General features: G+C 68.5%; 13 protein-coding genes. 8 read left to right on the top strand and 5 right to left on the bottom strand.

Annotated elements, in window-relative coordinates:
* The first annotated feature begins 45 nt into the window (after positions 1-45).
* Complete coding sequence (locus tag ACIBL3_RS10495) at positions 46-963, top strand: 2-dehydropantoate 2-reductase (protein WP_396353013.1); 918 nt, start codon at positions 46-48, stop codon at positions 961-963.
* On the opposite strand, the gene ACIBL3_RS10490 is transcribed toward ACIBL3_RS10495, so the two are convergent.
* Entirely contained in the window at positions 957-1,589 is a 633-nt protein-coding gene (locus tag ACIBL3_RS10490) for a hypothetical protein (RefSeq protein ID WP_396353012.1), read from the bottom strand. The genes ACIBL3_RS10495 and ACIBL3_RS10490 overlap by 7 nt on opposite strands.
* Before the next feature lie 130 nt (positions 1,590-1,719).
* On the opposite strand from ACIBL3_RS10490, the gene ACIBL3_RS10485 reads away from it, so the two are divergent.
* Positions 1,720-3,681, top strand: a complete 1,962-nt coding sequence (locus tag ACIBL3_RS10485) for a histidine kinase (RefSeq protein ID WP_396353011.1) — start codon at positions 1,720-1,722, stop codon at positions 3,679-3,681.
* Complete coding sequence (locus ACIBL3_RS10480; RefSeq protein WP_396353010.1) at positions 3,669-4,340, top strand: LuxR C-terminal-related transcriptional regulator; 672 nt, start codon at positions 3,669-3,671, stop codon at positions 4,338-4,340. The genes ACIBL3_RS10485 and ACIBL3_RS10480 overlap by 13 nt, the downstream gene beginning before the upstream one ends.
* Positions 4,341-4,427: 87 nt before the next feature.
* Here the strand turns inward: ACIBL3_RS10480 and ACIBL3_RS10475 are convergent, their stop codons facing one another.
* The 4 genes from ACIBL3_RS10475 to ACIBL3_RS10460 are packed head-to-tail and all read right to left on the bottom strand — an operon-like array spanning position 4,428 to position 9,030.
* Positions 4,428-4,904, bottom strand: a complete 477-nt coding sequence (locus ACIBL3_RS10475; protein WP_396353009.1) for a hypothetical protein — start codon at positions 4,902-4,904, stop codon at positions 4,428-4,430.
* A gap of 9 nt (positions 4,905-4,913) precedes the next feature.
* Entirely contained in the window at positions 4,914-6,956 is a 2,043-nt protein-coding gene (locus ACIBL3_RS10470; RefSeq protein ID WP_396353008.1) for a glycoside hydrolase family 36 protein, read from the bottom strand.
* Positions 6,953-7,714: a FadR/GntR family transcriptional regulator gene (locus ACIBL3_RS10465; RefSeq protein WP_396353007.1), complete on the bottom strand. Its 762-nt coding sequence runs from the start codon at positions 7,712-7,714 to the stop codon at positions 6,953-6,955. Before ACIBL3_RS10465 ends, ACIBL3_RS10470 begins: the two co-directional genes overlap by 4 nt.
* Positions 7,711-9,030 carry an L-fuconate dehydratase gene (locus tag ACIBL3_RS10460; RefSeq protein WP_396353006.1) on the bottom strand — a complete coding sequence of 440 codons (1,320 nt, stop codon included), beginning with the start codon at positions 9,028-9,030 and terminating at the stop codon, positions 7,711-7,713. The genes ACIBL3_RS10465 and ACIBL3_RS10460 overlap by 4 nt, the downstream gene beginning before the upstream one ends.
* A 141-nt stretch (positions 9,031-9,171) precedes the next feature.
* Here ACIBL3_RS10460 and ACIBL3_RS10455 point away from each other — a divergent pair, with 141 nt between their 5' ends.
* The 5 genes from ACIBL3_RS10455 (at position 9,172) to ACIBL3_RS10435 (ending at position 16,719) form a co-directional block, all read left to right on the top strand.
* A complete protein-coding gene (locus tag ACIBL3_RS10455) occupies positions 9,172-11,541 on the top strand; it encodes a glycosyl hydrolase family 95 catalytic domain-containing protein (RefSeq protein ID WP_396353005.1) in 2,370 nt (789 codons plus the stop codon).
* A 25-nt stretch (positions 11,542-11,566) separates the two neighbouring features.
* Entirely contained in the window at positions 11,567-12,556 is a 990-nt protein-coding gene (locus ACIBL3_RS10450; RefSeq protein WP_396353004.1) for an ABC transporter permease, read from the top strand.
* Positions 12,553-13,497: a carbohydrate ABC transporter permease gene (locus ACIBL3_RS10445; protein WP_396353003.1), complete on the top strand. Its 945-nt coding sequence runs from the start codon at positions 12,553-12,555 to the stop codon at positions 13,495-13,497. The genes ACIBL3_RS10450 and ACIBL3_RS10445 overlap by 4 nt, the downstream gene beginning before the upstream one ends.
* A gap of 36 nt (positions 13,498-13,533) precedes the next feature.
* On the top strand, positions 13,534-15,216 hold the full coding sequence (locus ACIBL3_RS10440; RefSeq protein WP_396353002.1) for an ABC transporter substrate-binding protein: 1,683 nt from the start codon (positions 13,534-13,536) through the stop codon (positions 15,214-15,216).
* A gap of 66 nt (positions 15,217-15,282) precedes the next feature.
* Positions 15,283-16,719, top strand: coding sequence for an alpha-L-fucosidase (locus ACIBL3_RS10435; protein ID WP_396353001.1), 1,437 nt, complete (start codon positions 15,283-15,285; stop codon positions 16,717-16,719).
* Positions 16,720-16,741: the final 22 nt, after the last annotated feature.

Below are 16,741 nucleotides of genomic sequence, written 5' to 3'. Positions count from 1 at the left end.
TTTACCATCGCTGTTACCAGCTGAGCCGGTAACGGGAGTGGGGTCATGACGACGGTCGCGGTGGTGGGTGCGGGTGGGGTCGGCGGGTACTTCGGGGGCCGCCTGGCGCAGGCCGGGTACGACGTGAAGTTTGTTGCGCGGGGCAAGCACCTCGACGCGCTGCGGGCTGACGGGCTGGCGGTGCGGTGTGTGGCCGGCGACTTCGATCTCGCGCCGGTGCAGGTCACTGCGGAGGCCGGCGAGATCGGCGTGGTCGACTACGTGCTGGTGTGCGTGAAGACGTGGCAGCTGGCTGATGCGATCGTCGCGATCGAGCCGCTGGTCGGTCCTGAGACGGCCGCCGTGACCGTGCAGAACGGCGTCGAGGCGCCGGATCAGGTAGCGGCGGTGTACGGGCAGGAGCGGGTGCTGCCCGGAGCCGCGGAAGTGATCGCGTACGTCGAGAGCCCCGGGATCATCCGGCATCTCGGTGGGCCCGGCCGCCTGACTTTCGCCGAGTGGGACAACCAGCGCACGCCGCGGACAGAGTGGCTGGAGACCGCCTTCACGGATGCAGGGCTGCTCGCGCGGATCCCGGACGACATCTGGGCCGCCCTGTGGACCAAGTTCCTGTCCGTCGTCCCCGGCGGCGGCCTGGGTACGGCGACCGGCGCCGGGTACGGCGTACTCCGCTCCCGCCCCGGGACCCGGCGACTGCTGACCGAGGCGACCACCGAGATCCGCGATGTCGCGTTGGCGCTCGGGATCAAGTTGCCGGCGGACGTCGTACCGAACACCCTGGCGTGGATCGACAACCTGCCCGCGGGCGGGACCACCTCCCTCCAGCGCGACATCCTCGCGGGCCGTCCGAACGAGCTCGAGGCATGGACCGGCGCGGTCGTCCGCCTGGGCGACCGCGCCGGTGTCCCCACCCCCGTCAACAGCTTCCTCTACGAGATCGCCGCCGCCCGCGCCGATCAGTGATCGATCCTCGCCCGGAGCCGGGCGGGGCTCTCGACGGACGGACCGGTCGGCTGGGTGTAGGCGGCCAGGTAGAGGAGGAAGAGGCTGGCGCCGTAGACGGCCACGCCTGCGGCCAGTGCGCCGGTCGCGCTGATGCCGATCATCACCAAGGACCAGAGGCCGGCGCCGAGCGGGGTGTAGCGGCGCCACCCTTGCCAGTCGCTGGAACGCAGTACTGAGATCCCGGCGGTGATCAGCCCGGCGGCGGTGAGAGCGATACCGAGGCCGAAGGCGGTGCCGACGATCTTCGGGCCGGTGTCGTCCATCCGCTGGTCGGCGAACGGGATCGTCGCGAGCTCGGCGACGAAGAAGACGAACGTGCCCACCAGGGCCAGGAGGCTGCCGACCCGAGCCGCGCGGCCGCGGACCGACCGGGCGAAGCCGAGCATGCCGACGAAGACCAGCAGATGGACGACGGCGTACACGCTGGAGATCGGGACCAGCAGGTCGCTGCTCCACGGATAGCTCCACATCTGGTCGGAGACGTCGGATGCCGGCTGGACCACTGCCGCGACGAAGGCACCGGACACGGCTGTCACCGCCGCACCGATCATTCCGACGGCGGCGAGCTTGCGAATGTCGTTCATTTCCCCACCCCTCTCGAAGGTTTCTTCGACGGTAGGAATCGCCGGGCACGCCCCGCATCGGCACCAGTACGACGATCACGTAAGTGTCAGCACTGTTGGCGGCACCGCCTGGCGCTGCCACGATGGTGGCGTGGGTGGGAGGCGCCGGTGGCCGGTCCCGGCGGTGCTGTTCGGAGCGACGGTGATCGCGGAGATCGCGGCAGTCGTGCTCTCGTGGCGTCTCGAACCGGCCTACGACACCCTCGTGTACGCCGCCTTCACCCTGGCCACCGTCGGGGCCGGCGCCCTGATCGCGCACCGCCGTCCGGAGAACCCGATCGGCTGGCTGTTCTGCGGTTTCGGCCTGCTCAACGCCGTGTCCGGAGACCTGGCCGAAGGCTACGGCCTCAGGGCGGCCGCCGAGGGCTGGCCCGGCGGCCCGATCGCCGAGTGGATCGGCTGGGTGAGCTGGCTGGTGAACGGCTTCGGCTGGATCCTGACCTTCCTGCTCTTCCCGACCGGACGGCTGCCGAGCCCGCGCTGGCGAGCGGTGCCGTGGATCGGTGCGGCCGGCATGCTGCTCGCGATGGCCGGTTGGGGGCTGAGCCGGGATCGCGACCGCGACTACCTCGGCGGACACAACCCGTGGGTGGTCGAGTGGCTGCCGACCGAGGTGCTGTTCGCCGTCGGGATGCCGTTGTTCCTCCTCGCGCTGGTCGCCAGTGCGGTCTCCTTGATCGTCCGGTTCCGTCGTGCCGGCGGCCTGGAACGCCAGCAGCTGAAGTGGTTCGCGCTCGCCGCATCGATCGCCGGAGTGGGGCTCCCGCTGAGCTTCGCGCTCTGGTACGTCACGCCGTACGCCGAGCTGATCGCCGCCGTCGTGCTGGTCGGTCTGCCGCTCGCGGCCTGTGCCGCGATCCTGCGCTACCGGCTCTACGACATCGACCTGTTCATCAGCCGCACGGTCGCGTACGCCGCGCTGACGGTGCTGCTCGGCGCGGCCTACCTCGTCCTGATCATTGCCCTCGGCACCTTGTTCGGCCGCGGCTCGGCGTGGGCCACCGCCGCGGCGACCGTGGTGTGCGCGATGCTGTTCCGCCCCCTCCGCAGCCGCGTCCAGGACGCCGTCGACCGCCGCTTCAACCGGTCCCGGTACGACGCCCTGCACCGGATGGCCCGCTTCCTCGACGACGTCCGGTCCGGCCGCCGTACGCCCGAGGAGGTGCAGACCGTCCTCCGCGAGATCCTCGCCGACCCCGGCCTCGAGCTGCTCGTCTTCCTGCCCGAGAGCCAGCGGTACGTCGACCTCGCGGGGACCACCCGGACGGCCGACGACCGGCACCGGATTGCGATCGAACGCGGTGACCAGCCGATCGGGGTCGTCCTGCACAACAGCACGGCCGAGCTCAGCCCGGAGCTGCTTCGGCGGGTCGTCGAGGACGGCGGTCTCGCGGTCGAGATCGCCCGGCTGCGCGCGGAACTGCGGCTGCAGCTGAACGAGGTCAAGGCGTCCCGGGCCCGGATCGTTGCCGCCGGCCACGCCGAGCGCCGCCGGATCGAACGCGATCTGCACGACGGAGCCCAGCAGCGGCTGGTGTCGATCGGGCTCGCGCTCCGGCACGCCCAGCACCAACTGGGCTCGGCGCCGACGGCCGCCGGTGAAACCCTCGATCGCGCGGTCGCTGAGGTGACCGTCGCGATCGGGGAGCTTCGCGAACTCGCCCGTGGTCTCCCGCCGACCCAGCTCGATGCAGGTCTGGCTCCCGCGTTCCACGACCTCGCGCGAAGGGCTCCGTTGCCGGTGTCGGTCGATGTACCGGACGAGCGGTTCGAGTCGGGCGTCGAGGCAGCGGCGTACTTCATCTGTTGCGAGGGCCTCACCAACGCGGTCAAGCATGCGAACGCCACGCAGGTCGGTCTCGCCGCGCGGCGTGCGGACCACAGCCTGCTCGTGACGGTAACCGACGACGGCGTCGGCGGTGCGTTCGCCGGCAACAGCACGGGTCTCACCGGTCTCGCCGATCGGGTCGCGGCCCTCGGCGGGATCTTCCGCATCGACAGCGAACCGGGCCGCGGTACCACGCTCATCGCGGAGCTGCCATGCGGATCGTGATCGCGGAGGACCAGGTGCTGTTGCGCGAAGGGCTCAAGATGCTCTTCGTGGACGGCGGTCACGAGGTGGTGGCGACGCTGGGCGACGCGGACGGGCTGCTTGCGGTGGTGGCGTCGTACCAGCCCGATCTCGTGGTCGCGGACATCCGAATGCCGCCGACGTTCAGCGACGAGGGAGCGCGGGCGGCCGAGGCGGTGAAGCGGGCGCACCCCGAGGTGGGTGTGCTGCTGCTGTCACAGCACATCGAGACGACGCATGTCGTGGGGCTCGTGTCGTTGGGCGGATTCGGTTACCTGCTGAAGGATCGCGTGCTCGATGTGGGGGAGTTCCTGGCCGCGGCCGAGCGGGTCGCGCGGGGTGGGTCGGCGCTGGATCCGCAGGTCGTCGCCGGTCTGCTGGCGCAGCGTGGGGACAGCGATCCGCTGGCCGCGTTGACCGATCGCGAACGGGAGGTGCTCGAGCTGATGGCCGAAGGTCTCACGAACAGCGCGATCGCGCGCCGGCTGTTCCTCAGCGAACGTACGGTCGAAGCGCATGTCCGGCACGTGTTCACCAAGCTCACGTTGCCCGAGTCCGAGGACGGTCATCGCCGCGTCCTCGCCGTACTGGCTCATCTCAGCGCGGCGACTCCAGACCGAGGTCTGTCAGGATCTCCGTGACCGGCGTCGCCCACCTCCGCCAGGCGGGCTGACCAGCACCGCTGCAGCGGGTTTTGTGCCGGCTGGCGGGTTAGAGCACGCCAGCCGTCACACAACCCGCTTCCGCTGTCCGACCACGATCAGGACGGTGCCGAGGGCACCGAACAGGACGAACGACCCCAGGGCGGCCAGCGCCGGTCCGAGGAAGACCTCGGCGGTATGCCGGCGGCCCACGAAGTAGGTGGCGCTCTCGTTGGTGCACACGACCGCGACGGTCTGCGCCGGGACCGTGTCCACCGAGTGCGCGACCACGTAGTACACGCCACTCGCGTCGTCGAACTGCTCCGAGCGGGACGGCTCCTTCAGCGGGATCGCCGTACCGCTCCCGTCGGTCGCCGTACAGGTCTGGCCGGCGCCGCGCTCCGCCGCGAAGATCGTCAGCCCGTCACCGTCGAGCCGGACCGGACCGTCACCGATCGGCGACGGCGCGCCCGGGATGTTGCGCATCAGCTGCACACCGAAGAACCCGCTGACCACGAACGCCAGCACCAAGCACCCGACACCAACCCACGTCAATCTCCGCATGCGCGAAGGTTAGTGGTTCGGCGTCGCGGTCAGGCACAGGATGCGGGCGGAGGGCTCCGGGAGGTCGGTCGTGATGGTGAGCGAGTTGTCGTCGGTCCAGCTGTAGGTCCAGCCGGTGGCGCCGGTCGGGAAGTGCGGGGTGATGGTGGATCTGGGGATGGGGAGCGTAATGGTGGCGGGGCCGGGCGCGCGGTGCCAGAGCGCCAGGTAGGAGACGTCGGGTCCGTTCAGGGACAAGGCCAGCCACTCGTCGGTCCAGGCCGGGAGGCCGAGCGGCCAGGCTGGGACGAGTGTGTCGAGATCGTCGAGCAGGACGCGGTGAGCGGCGAGCGCGGACCGGACGAGGTCGAGCTCGGCGGGCGACATGCGGTTGAGGTGGCCGGACAGGTAGAGGCGACCGGGGATGCCGTTCACCAGGGCGAAGACGAACTCCTCGTGGGTGCTGCCACTGATCGGGTAGGCCCAGTGGCCGGCCTGCTCCGGGAGTACGGCGGCCGGGGCCGCCGCGGTGATCGATGCGTAGAGCAACGGATGTTCCTGGTCCGAGGTCGACTGCAGGTGGAGGCGGGACAGCAGGGCGTAGTCCATCCGCATCGCACCGGAGGCGCAGTTCTCGATCAGTAGCGAAGGATGCCGTTCCTGTACCGCGTCCAGCCAGCTGAGCAGCGCCCGGTTGTGCTCGAGCAGTCCGTGTCCTACCGACGTACCCCCGGCATCGCTGCCGGGACCCGTCATGGTGTTGTTGTCGAACTTGAAGAAGCCGACGCCGAACTCGCCGACCAGCCGGTCGACGGTGTCGTCGAGGTGCTTGCGGGCGGCCGGGCTGCGCAGGTCGAGCAGGTAGCGCCCGGACGCGGCGACCCGGTGGCCGCGGCGCGTGAGGAAGGCGTCGTCGGGGAGTTCCCGTGCGACCGGCGAATTGACGCCGATCACCTCGGGTTCGAGCCAGAGGCCGGGAACCATGCCGTGCGAGCGGATCCGGTCGATCACCTCGGCGAGCCCGTTCGGGAAGCGGGTCGTCGACGGCTGCCAGGCCCCGACGGTGGTCCACCAGTCGCGGTCGCCGTACCAGCCGGCGTCGATGCAGAAGTAGTCGGCGCCGACCTCCGCGGCCGCATCGATCAGTGGGAGCAGCTTCGCGGTCGTCGGATCGCCGACCAGGGTGTTCATGAAGTCGTTGTAGACCACTGGCAGCCGGTCGTCGATCGGGCGCCGGTTCCGGATCGCACGGCGTTGCCGGGTGAGTGCGGCGAACGCGCCGTCCAGGTCGGTTCCGGCGACGAGCGACACCGGCACCGTCGTGAACGGCTTGTCAGCGGTGACTTCCACGCTCCATTGGTGATGCTGGTCGGTGGGTCCGCTCAGGAGCAGGTAGCCGCCGCACCGGGTCTCGCCGATCTCGTAGTGCCATGGTCCGTTGTGCTCGATCTGCCACCCGACGGCGTACGGCGTACTTCGATCGAGGAGGACGCCGACAGGCAGCCGCTCCCCGCTGGACCAGGAGTCGGTGCTGGTCACGGCGTACCGGCTCCTGGCGACGTGGTGATGCGGATCGCGGACGATCTGCGCGAGTGCTTCGGCGCGCAGCGACCGGGACGACCACCGGTTCTCCGCCATCCAACTGCTGGCGGCCGAGTACAGATCGGCGTCGATCGACGCGAGGCCGACGACCAGGGACGACACAAAGGTGATGTCGAGGGCCCCCGGGCCGTTCATCGAGACTTCGGACCAGGCGCGGACGCCGGCCAGGGCCGCGAAGACACTGGTGACGCGCAGCCCGGTCGTGGGCTCCTCTTGGACGATGCGCAGCGTCGTCGGCGTCTCCTCGTGCCGGACGTAGCGCAACTGCTGCCCGAGAATGGTGTCGACCTGCCGGCTGCTGCTGGGTGAAGGTCCGTACCCGACGGCGGCGATCTCGACCAACGGCTGGCTGGGTTCCGGTCGCCCGCCGGCCGGTTGCGAGGTGCTCCGTACGTCGACCAGCCGGACGGGACCGCCGTCGAGAGCGAAGCTGAGGGTCAGCTCAGGGGTGCTCCAGTGCAGCCGATTCATTCGGGAGACTCGTTCTCGGTCGGGTTCGCCGTGCTCCGTTCGAGGAGGTAGTCCTCGACGGTGAACAGGTGTGCGGCCATCTGAATCCGGGCCCGGTCCGGCTGGTGGGCGGTGAGCGCGGCGAGGATGGCGAGATGCTCCCGATGGGCGGTCTCGTCGGCGCCGGGCTGGGTGATGGAGCGGCGCAGCCGGTCACGCATCGTTCGTCCACCCAGCGCATCGATCAGCGCGGCCAGGACGGGGTTGCCGGAGGCCTGCGCGATGATGCGATGGAACGCGATGTCGTTCTCGATGACGCTCTCGTGGTTGGGTTCCGCGTGGGCCAGCTCGGCCTCGTTGTGGCGCAGCAACTCGGCCGCGGCGTCCAGGGCCGCCGAGTCGATCTGTTGCGCTGCCACGGCGGCGGCCTCGGTCTCGAGGATCCGGCGTACCGCGTGCAGGTGCGGTGTTCCGCTGCCGTCGTGCAGGTCGACGACGAACCCCATCGGAACCAGCAGCATCGACGGATCCAGGTTGGTGACGTAGGTGCCGTCACCTTGCCGCGTCTCCAGGACGCCCATCATCGACAGCGCCCGGACGCCCTCGCGCAGCGGGTTCCTCGAGACGCCGAACGCGGCCGCGAGGTCTTTCTCGATCGGCAGCCGGTCACCCGGCCGAAGCCGGCCCTCGATGATCATCTGCCGGATGGTCTGCACCACGACGTCGGTCTGCGACACGCCGGGAGTGCGAGACTGCGCGGCCGTCTTCGCGGGGGTCATGGCAGTGGATCCGCTTCCGCGCGGGAGGCCCAGTAGGCGCCGTCCGGGAACCGGTAGGTCTGGAAAGACTCCCTGTGCATCTCGGCACTGTAACCGGGTGCGCTCGGCAGGACGTACGCCCCGTCGCGGATCACGCAGGGGTCGACGAAGTGCTCGTGCAGATGGTCGACGTACTCCGTCACCCGGCCGTCGAGACTGCCCGAGACGGCCACGTAGTCGAAGATCGCGAGGTGCTGGACGAGCTCGCACAGTCCGACTCCACCGGCGTGCGGACAGACCGGCACGTCGAACCAGGCGGCGAGCAGGTAGACCGCGAGTACTTCGTTGACGCTGCCGAGCCGGGCCGCGTCGAGCTGGCAGTAGTCGATGGCGCCGGCCTGGAACATCTGCTTGAACAGCACCCGGTTCATCCCGTGCTCGCCGGTGGCGACGCCGATGGGCGCCACCGCCTTGCGGATCGCGGCGTGACCGAGGATGTCGTCGGGGCTGGTCGGCTCCTCGATCCACAGCGGGTCGAACTCGGCCAGCGCCTTCACCCATTCGATGGCCTCGGGGACGTCCCAGACCTGGTTCGCGTCGATCATCAGGTGACCGTCCGGCCCGAGCACCTCGCGAGCGATGCCGCAGCGCCGGACGTCGTCGGCCAGGTCGGCGCCGACCTTGAGCTTGACGTGTTTGTAGCCTGAGGCAACGGCTTCCTCGCAGAGCCTGCGCAGCTTGGCGTCGGAGTACCCGAGCCATCCGGCGGAGGTGGTGTAGCACGGGTAGCCGGACACCTCGAGCTCCGCGATTCGCTGCTTGCGGCCCGCTTCTTGCCGGGTCAGCAGGGTGACGGCCTGCTCCGGGGTCAGCGCGTCGGTCAGGTACCGCAGGTCGGCGGCCGCGACGAGTTGCTCGGGTGACATGTCGGAGAGCAGCCGCCACAGCGGTACGCCGGCCCGTCGGGCGGCCAGGTCCCACAGTGCGTTCATCACCGCGGCCAGCGCCAGATGGATGACCCCCTTGTCCGGGCCGAGCCAGCGCAGTTGGCTGTCGGACTGCAGCTCCCGGTAGATCGCGCCGAGGTCACCGCAGAGGACGTCGACATCGCGGCCGACCAGCGGTTCGCCACGCTGGGCCGCGGCGGCCGCGCACAGGTCGTTGCCGCGCCCGATCGTGAAGGTGAAGCCGTACCCGGCGAGATCCGGTTCGTCCGTGTGCAGGACGACGTACGCCGCCGAGTAGTCGCCGTCCTGGTTCATCGCGTCGGACCCGTCCTGGGTCAGCGAGGTCGGGAAGCGGACGTCGATGACCTCCACCGAGGTGATGCGTGGCATGGCGGGCCCTCACGTTCAGCAATAGATGGGATCTTTCTCCGGCTTTGATGCTGTTCAGTATGGACCACACGCGGATCCGACGCTACGATCCCGAAAAATCATGGGACTAATACGTACTCGTCAGTTCGACGGAGGACTGTGGTGATTGGCAACCTGGTGAGCTCCGGTCCGCAGCGGCTGTACTACGACCGGCCCGCGGAAACCTGGCTGGAGGCGCTGCCGCTCGGCAACGGCCGGCTCGGGGCGATGTGCTTCGGTGGTGTCGGCAGCGATCGGATCGGCCTCAACGACGAGACGTTGTGGTCAGGCGGTCCGGAGACCGCTCGCGCGCTGTCCACCCCGCTCGGCGCTACCGGTGCCGAGGCTGTGCAGGCTCTGCGTGCGGCGCTCGAGGCGGGGGACATCCGCAGGGCGCATGAGTTGGCCGGCGGTTTTCACTCCGGCTACTCGCAGGCGTACCTGCCGCTGGGCGACCTCGTGCTCGAGTCGCGCATCGATGGGGTCACGCCGGCCGCCGGCGGCGTGACCCGGTACCGGCGGGAGCTCGATCTCGACGCGGCGATCGCCACGTCGGAGTACGAGATCGGGGGAGTGGCTGTTCGTCAGCAGACCTTCGTCAGCGCGCCGGACGGCGTACTGGTTCAGCGAATGACTGCCTCCGAGCCGGTACTGCGGCTCGAGTGCAGGCTGACGTCTCAGCTGCGGTCGAGCCCCCGCGCGGTCGAGAACGGACTCGGACTGTTGCTGCAGGCTCCGGCCGACGTGGCCCCACCACATCGCGACGTGCCGCAGCCGGTCCGATACTCCGACGGGGCGGATCGGGGCATGGCAGCCGCTGTCGCGCTACGTGCCACGAGCGATGGCGACATCAGGTCCACCGACTCCGAGCTGACCGTCGACAACGCAACTGAGATCACGCTGATCCTGTCGTCCGCGACGGGGTACGACGGTCCGTTCGCCGTACCCACCCGGACCGCGGAGGAGTGCTGGTCCGCCGCGGACGAGATCGTGCGCGCGGCCCTCGATCGCGAGTACGGACAACTGCTGGCCGACCACAAGCAAGACCACCGGCGACTGTACCGGCGGGCGTCGCTGGAGCTGGCCGGGCCGGCGGAGCAGTCCGAGCTGCCGACTGATGTCCGGGTCGCGCGGGCGGTCGACGTCGAGGACCCGGCCCTGTCCGCGCTGATCTTCAACTACGGCCGCTACCTGATGGTCGCGAGCTCGCGGCCGGGTGGACTGCCGACCAATCTGCAGGGGATCTGGAACGACATCCTGCGGCCGCCGTGGAGCTCGAACTTCACGGTCAACATCAACACCGAGATGAACTATTGGCCGGCCGAGACCACCAACCTCTCCGAGTGCCACGAACCCCTGCTCAGGTTTATCGATCAGCTCGCCCAGGCCGGACAGAGCACTGCCCGTGAACGGTACGGCTGCGGTGGGTGGACCGCGCACCACAACGCCGACGCGTGGTGCTGGACCCTGCCCGTCGAAGGCGACCCGCGGTGGTCGAACTGGCCGCTCGCCGGTGCGTGGCTCGCCCGTCATCTGTGGGACCACTACGAGTTCACCGAGGACCTGTCGTTCCTCGGTGAGTCCTGGCCGGTGCTCCGGAGCGCGGCGGTGTTCTGCCTCGACTGGCTGGTCGAGCTGCCGGACGGCAGTCTCGGTACTGCGCCGTCGACGTCGCCGGAGAACGACTACATCGCGGACGACGGGCGCCCCGCCTCGGTCACCGAGTCGTCGACCATGGACCTCGCGCTCATCTCGGATCTGTTCCTGCGCGTCGAGCAGGCGGCCGAACTGCTCGACGTCGTGGACCCGCTCGTCGCCGACCTTTCGACCGCCCGCAAGCGAATCCCCGATCCACGGATCGGCGCCCGCGGCCAGTTGCAGGAGTGGGCCGCGGACCTCCGGGAGGAAGATCCCCACCACCGCCACATGTCGCACCTGACCGGCCTGCATCCTGCGGACGCGATCACGCCGGACAGCACGCCTGACCTCGCCGCGGCAGCGGCACGTTCGCTCGATCTTCGGGGTGACGAGGCAACGGGGTGGTCACTGGCGTGGAAGGTCTGCCTCCGGGCCCGGCTTCGGGACGAGGCGGCGGCGCATCGCCTGGTCCGGGCCTTCCTCCGGCCGGCGAACGACCAGGCCACGGGACACGTCGGCAGCGGCGCCGGCGTGTACCCGAACCTGTTCTGCGCCCACCCGCCGTTCCAGATCGACGGCAACTTCGGTGTCACGGCGGGAATCGCGGAGATGCTCCTGCAAAGCCACACCGGCGACATCGAGCTACTTCCCGCCCTGCCCGCGGAGTGGCCGGCCGGACGGGTCACGGGCCTCAGAACGCGTGGCGGGGTCACGGTCGACATCGCGTGGACGCCGCAAGGCGTCGAAGCGGTCCTGACCGCCGATCGCGACCAGGCGCGGGTCGTCCGTCACGGCGACAGCCGGACACCGGTCAGTCTGCGCGCCGGAATCGCTCAGCGCGTGAGTTCGACGTGATCGCCGGCCCGGACGAGGAGATGACATGGCAACGCTGACAACCGTCCGGCCACCGGCCGGTGAGACACCACCCCGGCCCCGGCGACGGCGCCGGGAGCGCCCGGGGTTCAAGGGCCTGCGCCGCAGCCTTCGACGGCACTGGACGCTGTACCTGTTGATGGTCGTGCCGCTGATCTGGTTCGTGGTGTTCAAGTACATCCCGATGTCCAACGCCGTGCTGGCGTTCAAGAACTACAACGTGGTGGCCGGCATCTGGGGCAGCCAGTGGATCGGCTGGCGCAACTTCGAGATGTTCTTCGCCAACCCGGTGTTCTGGACGCTGCTCAAGAACACCTTCCTGCTGTCCGTCTACACGGTGGCCGCCAGCTTCCCGCTCGCGATCGTCCTCGCGCTGGCGCTGAACGAGATCCGCATGGGGTTGTTCAAGAAGACGGTCCAGCTGGTGACGTACGCGCCGTACTTCATCTCCACCGTGGTGGTCGTCTCGATGACGATCCTGGTGCTGTCACCGCGGCTGGGCATCGTCAACGAGGGACTCGGGTTCTTCGGTGTGCCGGCGGTGGACTTCCTCGGCAACCCCGACTACTTCCGGCACATCTACGTCTGGTCCGACGTCTGGCAGACCACCGGGTACTCGGCCGTGATCTATCTCGCGGCGCTGGCCGGGGTCGACCCGGCGCTGCACGAGTCGGCGAAGATCGACGGGGCCACCCGGCTGCAGCGAATCCGGCACGTGGACCTGCCCGGCATCATGCCGACCGCGGTGATCATCCTGGTACTTGCTGTCGGCAACATCATGGCGATCGGCTTCGAGAAGGCGTTCCTGCTGCAGAACCCGCTGAACCTCAGCGAGTCCGAGATCATCGCCACCTACGTGTACAAGACCGGTCTGCTGAACGCCGACTTCAGCCTGGCGACCGCCGTCGGTCTGTTCAACTCCGTCATCAACCTGGTGCTGCTGCTGGGGGTCAACATGGCTGCCAAGCGCATCACCGGAAACGGACTGTGGTCATGAGCGCGGGAACGACGACGGTGGCGAGCAAGCGGACCGAGCGCCGGGCGGCGCGCGAACGCCAGATCCGCGAGTCGCGCACCGACCGGATGTTCATGTTCTGCGTCTACCTGCTGCTGACGGTGTTCTTCGCCGTCGTGGTGCTGCCGCTGCTGTACATCGTGGCGAGCTCGTTCAGCAGCCCCGAAGCGGTGTCGTCGGGCCGGGTGCTGTTCTGGCCGGTGGAGTTCTCACTGCGCGGGTACCGCGCGGTGTTCGAGAACCCGCAGGTCGTCCAGGGCTACCTGAACTCGTTGTTCTACACCGTGGTCGGCACGGTCGTCAGCGTCGTGATGACGATCGCGATCGCCTATCCGATGTCGCGCCGTACCCTGGTCGGCCGGAACGTCGTGATGAGCCTGATCCTGTTCACCATGCTGTTCACCGGGGGGCTGATCCCGACGTACCTGGTGGTCCAGCAGGTCGGGTTGCTGGACACCCGGTGGGCACTGATCGTCCCGCAGGCCATCGGGGTCTGGCAGGTGATCATCGCGCGGACCTACTTCCGCACCGTGATCCCGGACGAACTGGCCGAGGCCGCGCAGCTCGACGGTTGCGGCGACCTGCGGTTCCTCTGGTCGGTGGTGATTCCGCTGGCCAAGCCGATGATCGCCGTCGTCGCGCTGATGTACGCGATCATGCAGTGGAACTCGTACTTCGACGCGCTGATCTACCTCAAGAATCCGGACCTGTTCCCGCTGCAGCTCGTGCTGCGCAACATCCTGATCCTCAACACCTACAGCGGCGGCGCAATCGATGCCTCCGTCGTCCTGCAGCGGCAGCAACTGGCCGATCTGCTCAAGTACTCGCTGATCGTGGTCGCGAGCGTGCCGGTCCTGCTCATCTACCCGTTCGTCGCGCGCTACTTCACCAAGGGAATCATGATCGGCGCCGTCAAGGGCTGATCCTTCGCACCATCTCTACCCCTGTGAGGGACAACAATGACAACTCAGCTCAGGAGAACCAAGACCGCGGCGGTCGCCGGGCTCAGCGTGCTGGCGCTCGCCCTGGCCGCCTGCAGCGGATCCGGGTCGACCGCGGACGAGAGCAAGCCGCTGCCCACGGTGACGGGCAATCCGGCCGTGACGCTCGACGTGTTCGCGCCGCAGAGCGCCGAGAGCAACCTGGCCACGAACGAGTTCACCAAGAAGATGAACGAGAAGTTCAACCTCACCTTCAAGTGGCAGACCACCACGTTCGACGGCGGGCCGGCCAAGGAGAAGCGGCAGATCTCGCTGGCCAGCGGCGACTACCCGGACCTGTACATGCTGATCCCGTGGGTCGACCAGTTCACCCCGGCCGAGCTGCTCAAGCTGGGCAGCCAAGGCGTGCTCGTCCCGCTGAACCAGCTGATCGACCAGTACGCGCCGAATATCAAGAAGGCCCTCGACGCGGAGCCGGAGTGGAAGGCGATGGCGACCGCGCCGGACGGGAAGATCTACGGCATGCCGCAGTGGGTGGACTGCTACCACTGCTCGTACCAGGGCAAGCTGTGGATGAACACCACCTGGCTGAAGAAGCTCGGGCTCGAGCAGCCGAAGACCACCGAGGACATGGTCAAGGTGCTGCGCGCGTTCAAGACCCAGGACCCGAACGGCAATGGGAAGGCCGACGAGATCCCGCTCAGCGCCAGTGTGCGCGACGCGCTGATCCCGTACTTCATGAACGCCTTCATCTACGACCCGCAGGGCACCAGCGGCAATAACAACTCCACCCTGGTGCTGAAGGACGGCAAGGTCGACCTGCAGGCCAACAAGGACGGCTGGCGGGAGGGACTCAAGTACCTGAACTCGCTCTACAAGGAGGGCCTGATCGACAAGGGCGCCTTCACCCAGAACCCGGACGCGCTGCAGCAGCAGGGTGACGGTGGCAAGGCGCCGCTCCTCGGCTCGGCCGCCGTGCTGCACCTGGGCATCGCGGTCAGCAACCTGCCCGACGGTCGCCAGAAGCAGTACGACGCCGTGCCGCCGCTGACCGGACCGGGCGGTGCGAACTTCACCGGGTACAACTTCCCGAGTGCGCCGGGTGCGACGTTCGTCCTGACGAACAAGGCGACGCCGGAGGAGCAGATCCAGGCGATCAAGCTGCTCGACTACATCTTCACCGACGAGGGGCAGATCAACGGGCAGTTCGGCAGCGAGGGCAAGACCTGGACGAAGCCGCAGCCCGCGGACGTCGCGCTCGACAAGTCGCTGAAGCCGGTGTTCAAGCAGATCCCGCAGCCGTCCGGCGCGACGCCGCCGAACTCCGGGTGGGGAGCGATGGCGCAGTACAACAACACCGAGAAGTTCCGGAACTCCGAGGCGATCGCGACCGACATCTACAGCCCGGCCGGGTACGAGCGGCGGTTGTTCGAGGCCACCAAGCTCTACGAGGGCAAGGAGGACAAGGCGCTGATCTACCCCTACTGGAAGGTGTGGATCGACCCGGCGCTGGGCAGCGAGGTCGCCACCTTGCAGACGAACCTCGAGAACTACGTCCAGCAGAACGCCCTGCAGTTCATCACCGGGTCGAAGAACCTCGACAGCGAGTGGGACGCCTACGTGAAGGGCCTGGACGGCCTCGGCCTGAAGCGCTACCTCGAAATCCAGCAAACCGCCTACGACAAGATGCCCAACAAGTAGCTCAACCGTGGGCCGGCCGGCACGCACCGGCCGGCCCACACCCCTGCCACCGACCAGGAGCGACCTGTGCCGTTCGATGCAACCTTCGAGTCCCTGTCCACGTTCGAATGCCCGGACTGGTTCCGGGACGCGAAACTCGGCATCTGGTCGCACTGGGGGCCGCAGTCGGTGCCGCGGTACGGCGACTGGTACGCGCGCCACATGTACCGGGAAAGGTCCGACCAGTACCGGTACCACCTGCGGACGTACGGACACCCGTCGCAGTTCGGCTACAAGGACGTCGTACGGCTGTGGAAGGCCGAGCGGTTCGATCCGGGCGCCTTGATGGACCAGTTCGTGGCCGCGGGCGCCCGGTACTTCGTGGCGCAGGCCGTGCACCACGACAACTTCTTCAACTACGAGTCATCGGTGAATCGCTGGAACTCAGCGAAGATCGGGCCGGGGAAGGACATCCTGGCCCTGTGGAAGGCCGCCGCGGACCAGCGCGGACTGCCGTTCGGGATCACCGAGCACCTCGGCGCCGCGTTGGGCTGGATGGCGGTCAACAAGGGCAGCGACCAGCGCGGACCGTTCGCCGGAGTGCCGTACGACGGCGCCGATCCGGCCACCCTGGACCTGTACCTCGACAACAGCCGCTACCTGCCTGCGCGGGACGTCGTCGTGCCGGACCCGTGGTACTGCGACGACGCCGAGTGGCACCGCTACTGGCTCGAGGCGGTCACCGAGATGATCGACCGGTACGAGCCCGACCTGCTGTACTCCGACGGGCCGCTGCCGTTCGGCGACGTCGGATATGCGCCAGGGCTCAGTGCCGTTGCCCGCCTCTACAACACCAGCGCGCGGATTCACGGGGCGAACCGGGCCGTCTATCAGCAGAAGGACCGCCGGCCCGAGGTGAGCGCGGTCGGCGTGCTGGACATCGAGCGGAGTCAGACTCCCGGCATCCATCCGGCGCCGTGGCAGACCGACACCTCCGTCGGCGACTGGTTCTACAACGTCCGCGACGTCTACAAGACCGCGGAGCACGTCATCGAGATGCTGGTCGACATCGTGTCGAAGAACGGCAATCTGTTGCTCAACGTGCCGCAACTGCCGGACGGCACCCTCGATCTCGAATGCTCGCAGTTGCTCGGCGATCTCGGTGCCTGGATGCGCGTCTGCGGCGAAGGCATCTACGGCACGAGGCCGTTTCGGGTGTTCGGCGAGGGACCGTCGAGCGTGACCATCAAGGGGTTCACCGAGGACCGTGTCCGGTGGACGAGTTCCGACTTCCGGTTCACCCGCCGGGACGACACGGTGTACGCGTTCCAGTTGGCCTGGCCTGACGACGGTCGCGCCGTGATTCGCAGCCTCGCGGACCACGAGGTGGTGGGCGGCGTCCGGCTGCTCGGCCACGGCCCCGTTCCCTTCGAGCAGGCGTACGGCGTCCTGGTGGTCCGGCTGTCCGAGTCCCGCCCGGTCGACGTCGCGAACTGCCTCGCCGTAGAGCTCCGGGCCGGCTGATGGCCGGGCCTGAGTACGTGGG

The sequence above is a fragment of the Kribbella sp. NPDC050124 genome, assembly GCF_044460355.1.
Classification (GTDB): domain Bacteria; phylum Actinomycetota; class Actinomycetes; order Propionibacteriales; family Kribbellaceae; genus Kribbella.
This window is presented reverse-complemented; position numbering and strand designations above follow the sequence as displayed.

Excerpts from the sequence above, each read along its gene's own strand:
- ACIBL3_RS10495 (WP_396353013.1), top strand. The coding sequence starts at position 46 with ATGACGACGGTCGCGGTGGTGGGTGCGGGTGGGGTCGGCGGGTACTTC.
- ACIBL3_RS10490 (WP_396353012.1), bottom strand. The coding sequence starts at position 1,589 with ATGAACGACATTCGCAAGCTCGCCGCCGTCGGAATGATCGGTGCGGCG.
- ACIBL3_RS10470 (WP_396353008.1), bottom strand. The coding sequence starts at position 6,956 with ATGAATCGGCTGCACTGGAGCACCCCTGAGCTGACCCTCAGCTTCGCT.
- ACIBL3_RS10465 (WP_396353007.1), bottom strand. The coding sequence starts at position 7,714 with ATGACCCCCGCGAAGACGGCCGCGCAGTCTCGCACTCCCGGCGTGTCG.
- ACIBL3_RS10450 (WP_396353004.1), top strand. The coding sequence starts at position 11,567 with ATGGCAACGCTGACAACCGTCCGGCCACCGGCCGGTGAGACACCACCC.
- ACIBL3_RS10460 (WP_396353006.1), bottom strand. The coding sequence starts at position 9,030 with ATGCCACGCATCACCTCGGTGGAGGTCATCGACGTCCGCTTCCCGACC.
- ACIBL3_RS10440 (WP_396353002.1), top strand. The coding sequence starts at position 13,534 with ATGACAACTCAGCTCAGGAGAACCAAGACCGCGGCGGTCGCCGGGCTC.
- ACIBL3_RS10445 (WP_396353003.1), top strand. The coding sequence starts at position 12,553 with ATGAGCGCGGGAACGACGACGGTGGCGAGCAAGCGGACCGAGCGCCGG.
- ACIBL3_RS10480 (WP_396353010.1), top strand. The coding sequence starts at position 3,669 with ATGCGGATCGTGATCGCGGAGGACCAGGTGCTGTTGCGCGAAGGGCTC.
- ACIBL3_RS10475 (WP_396353009.1), bottom strand. The coding sequence starts at position 4,904 with ATGCGGAGATTGACGTGGGTTGGTGTCGGGTGCTTGGTGCTGGCGTTC.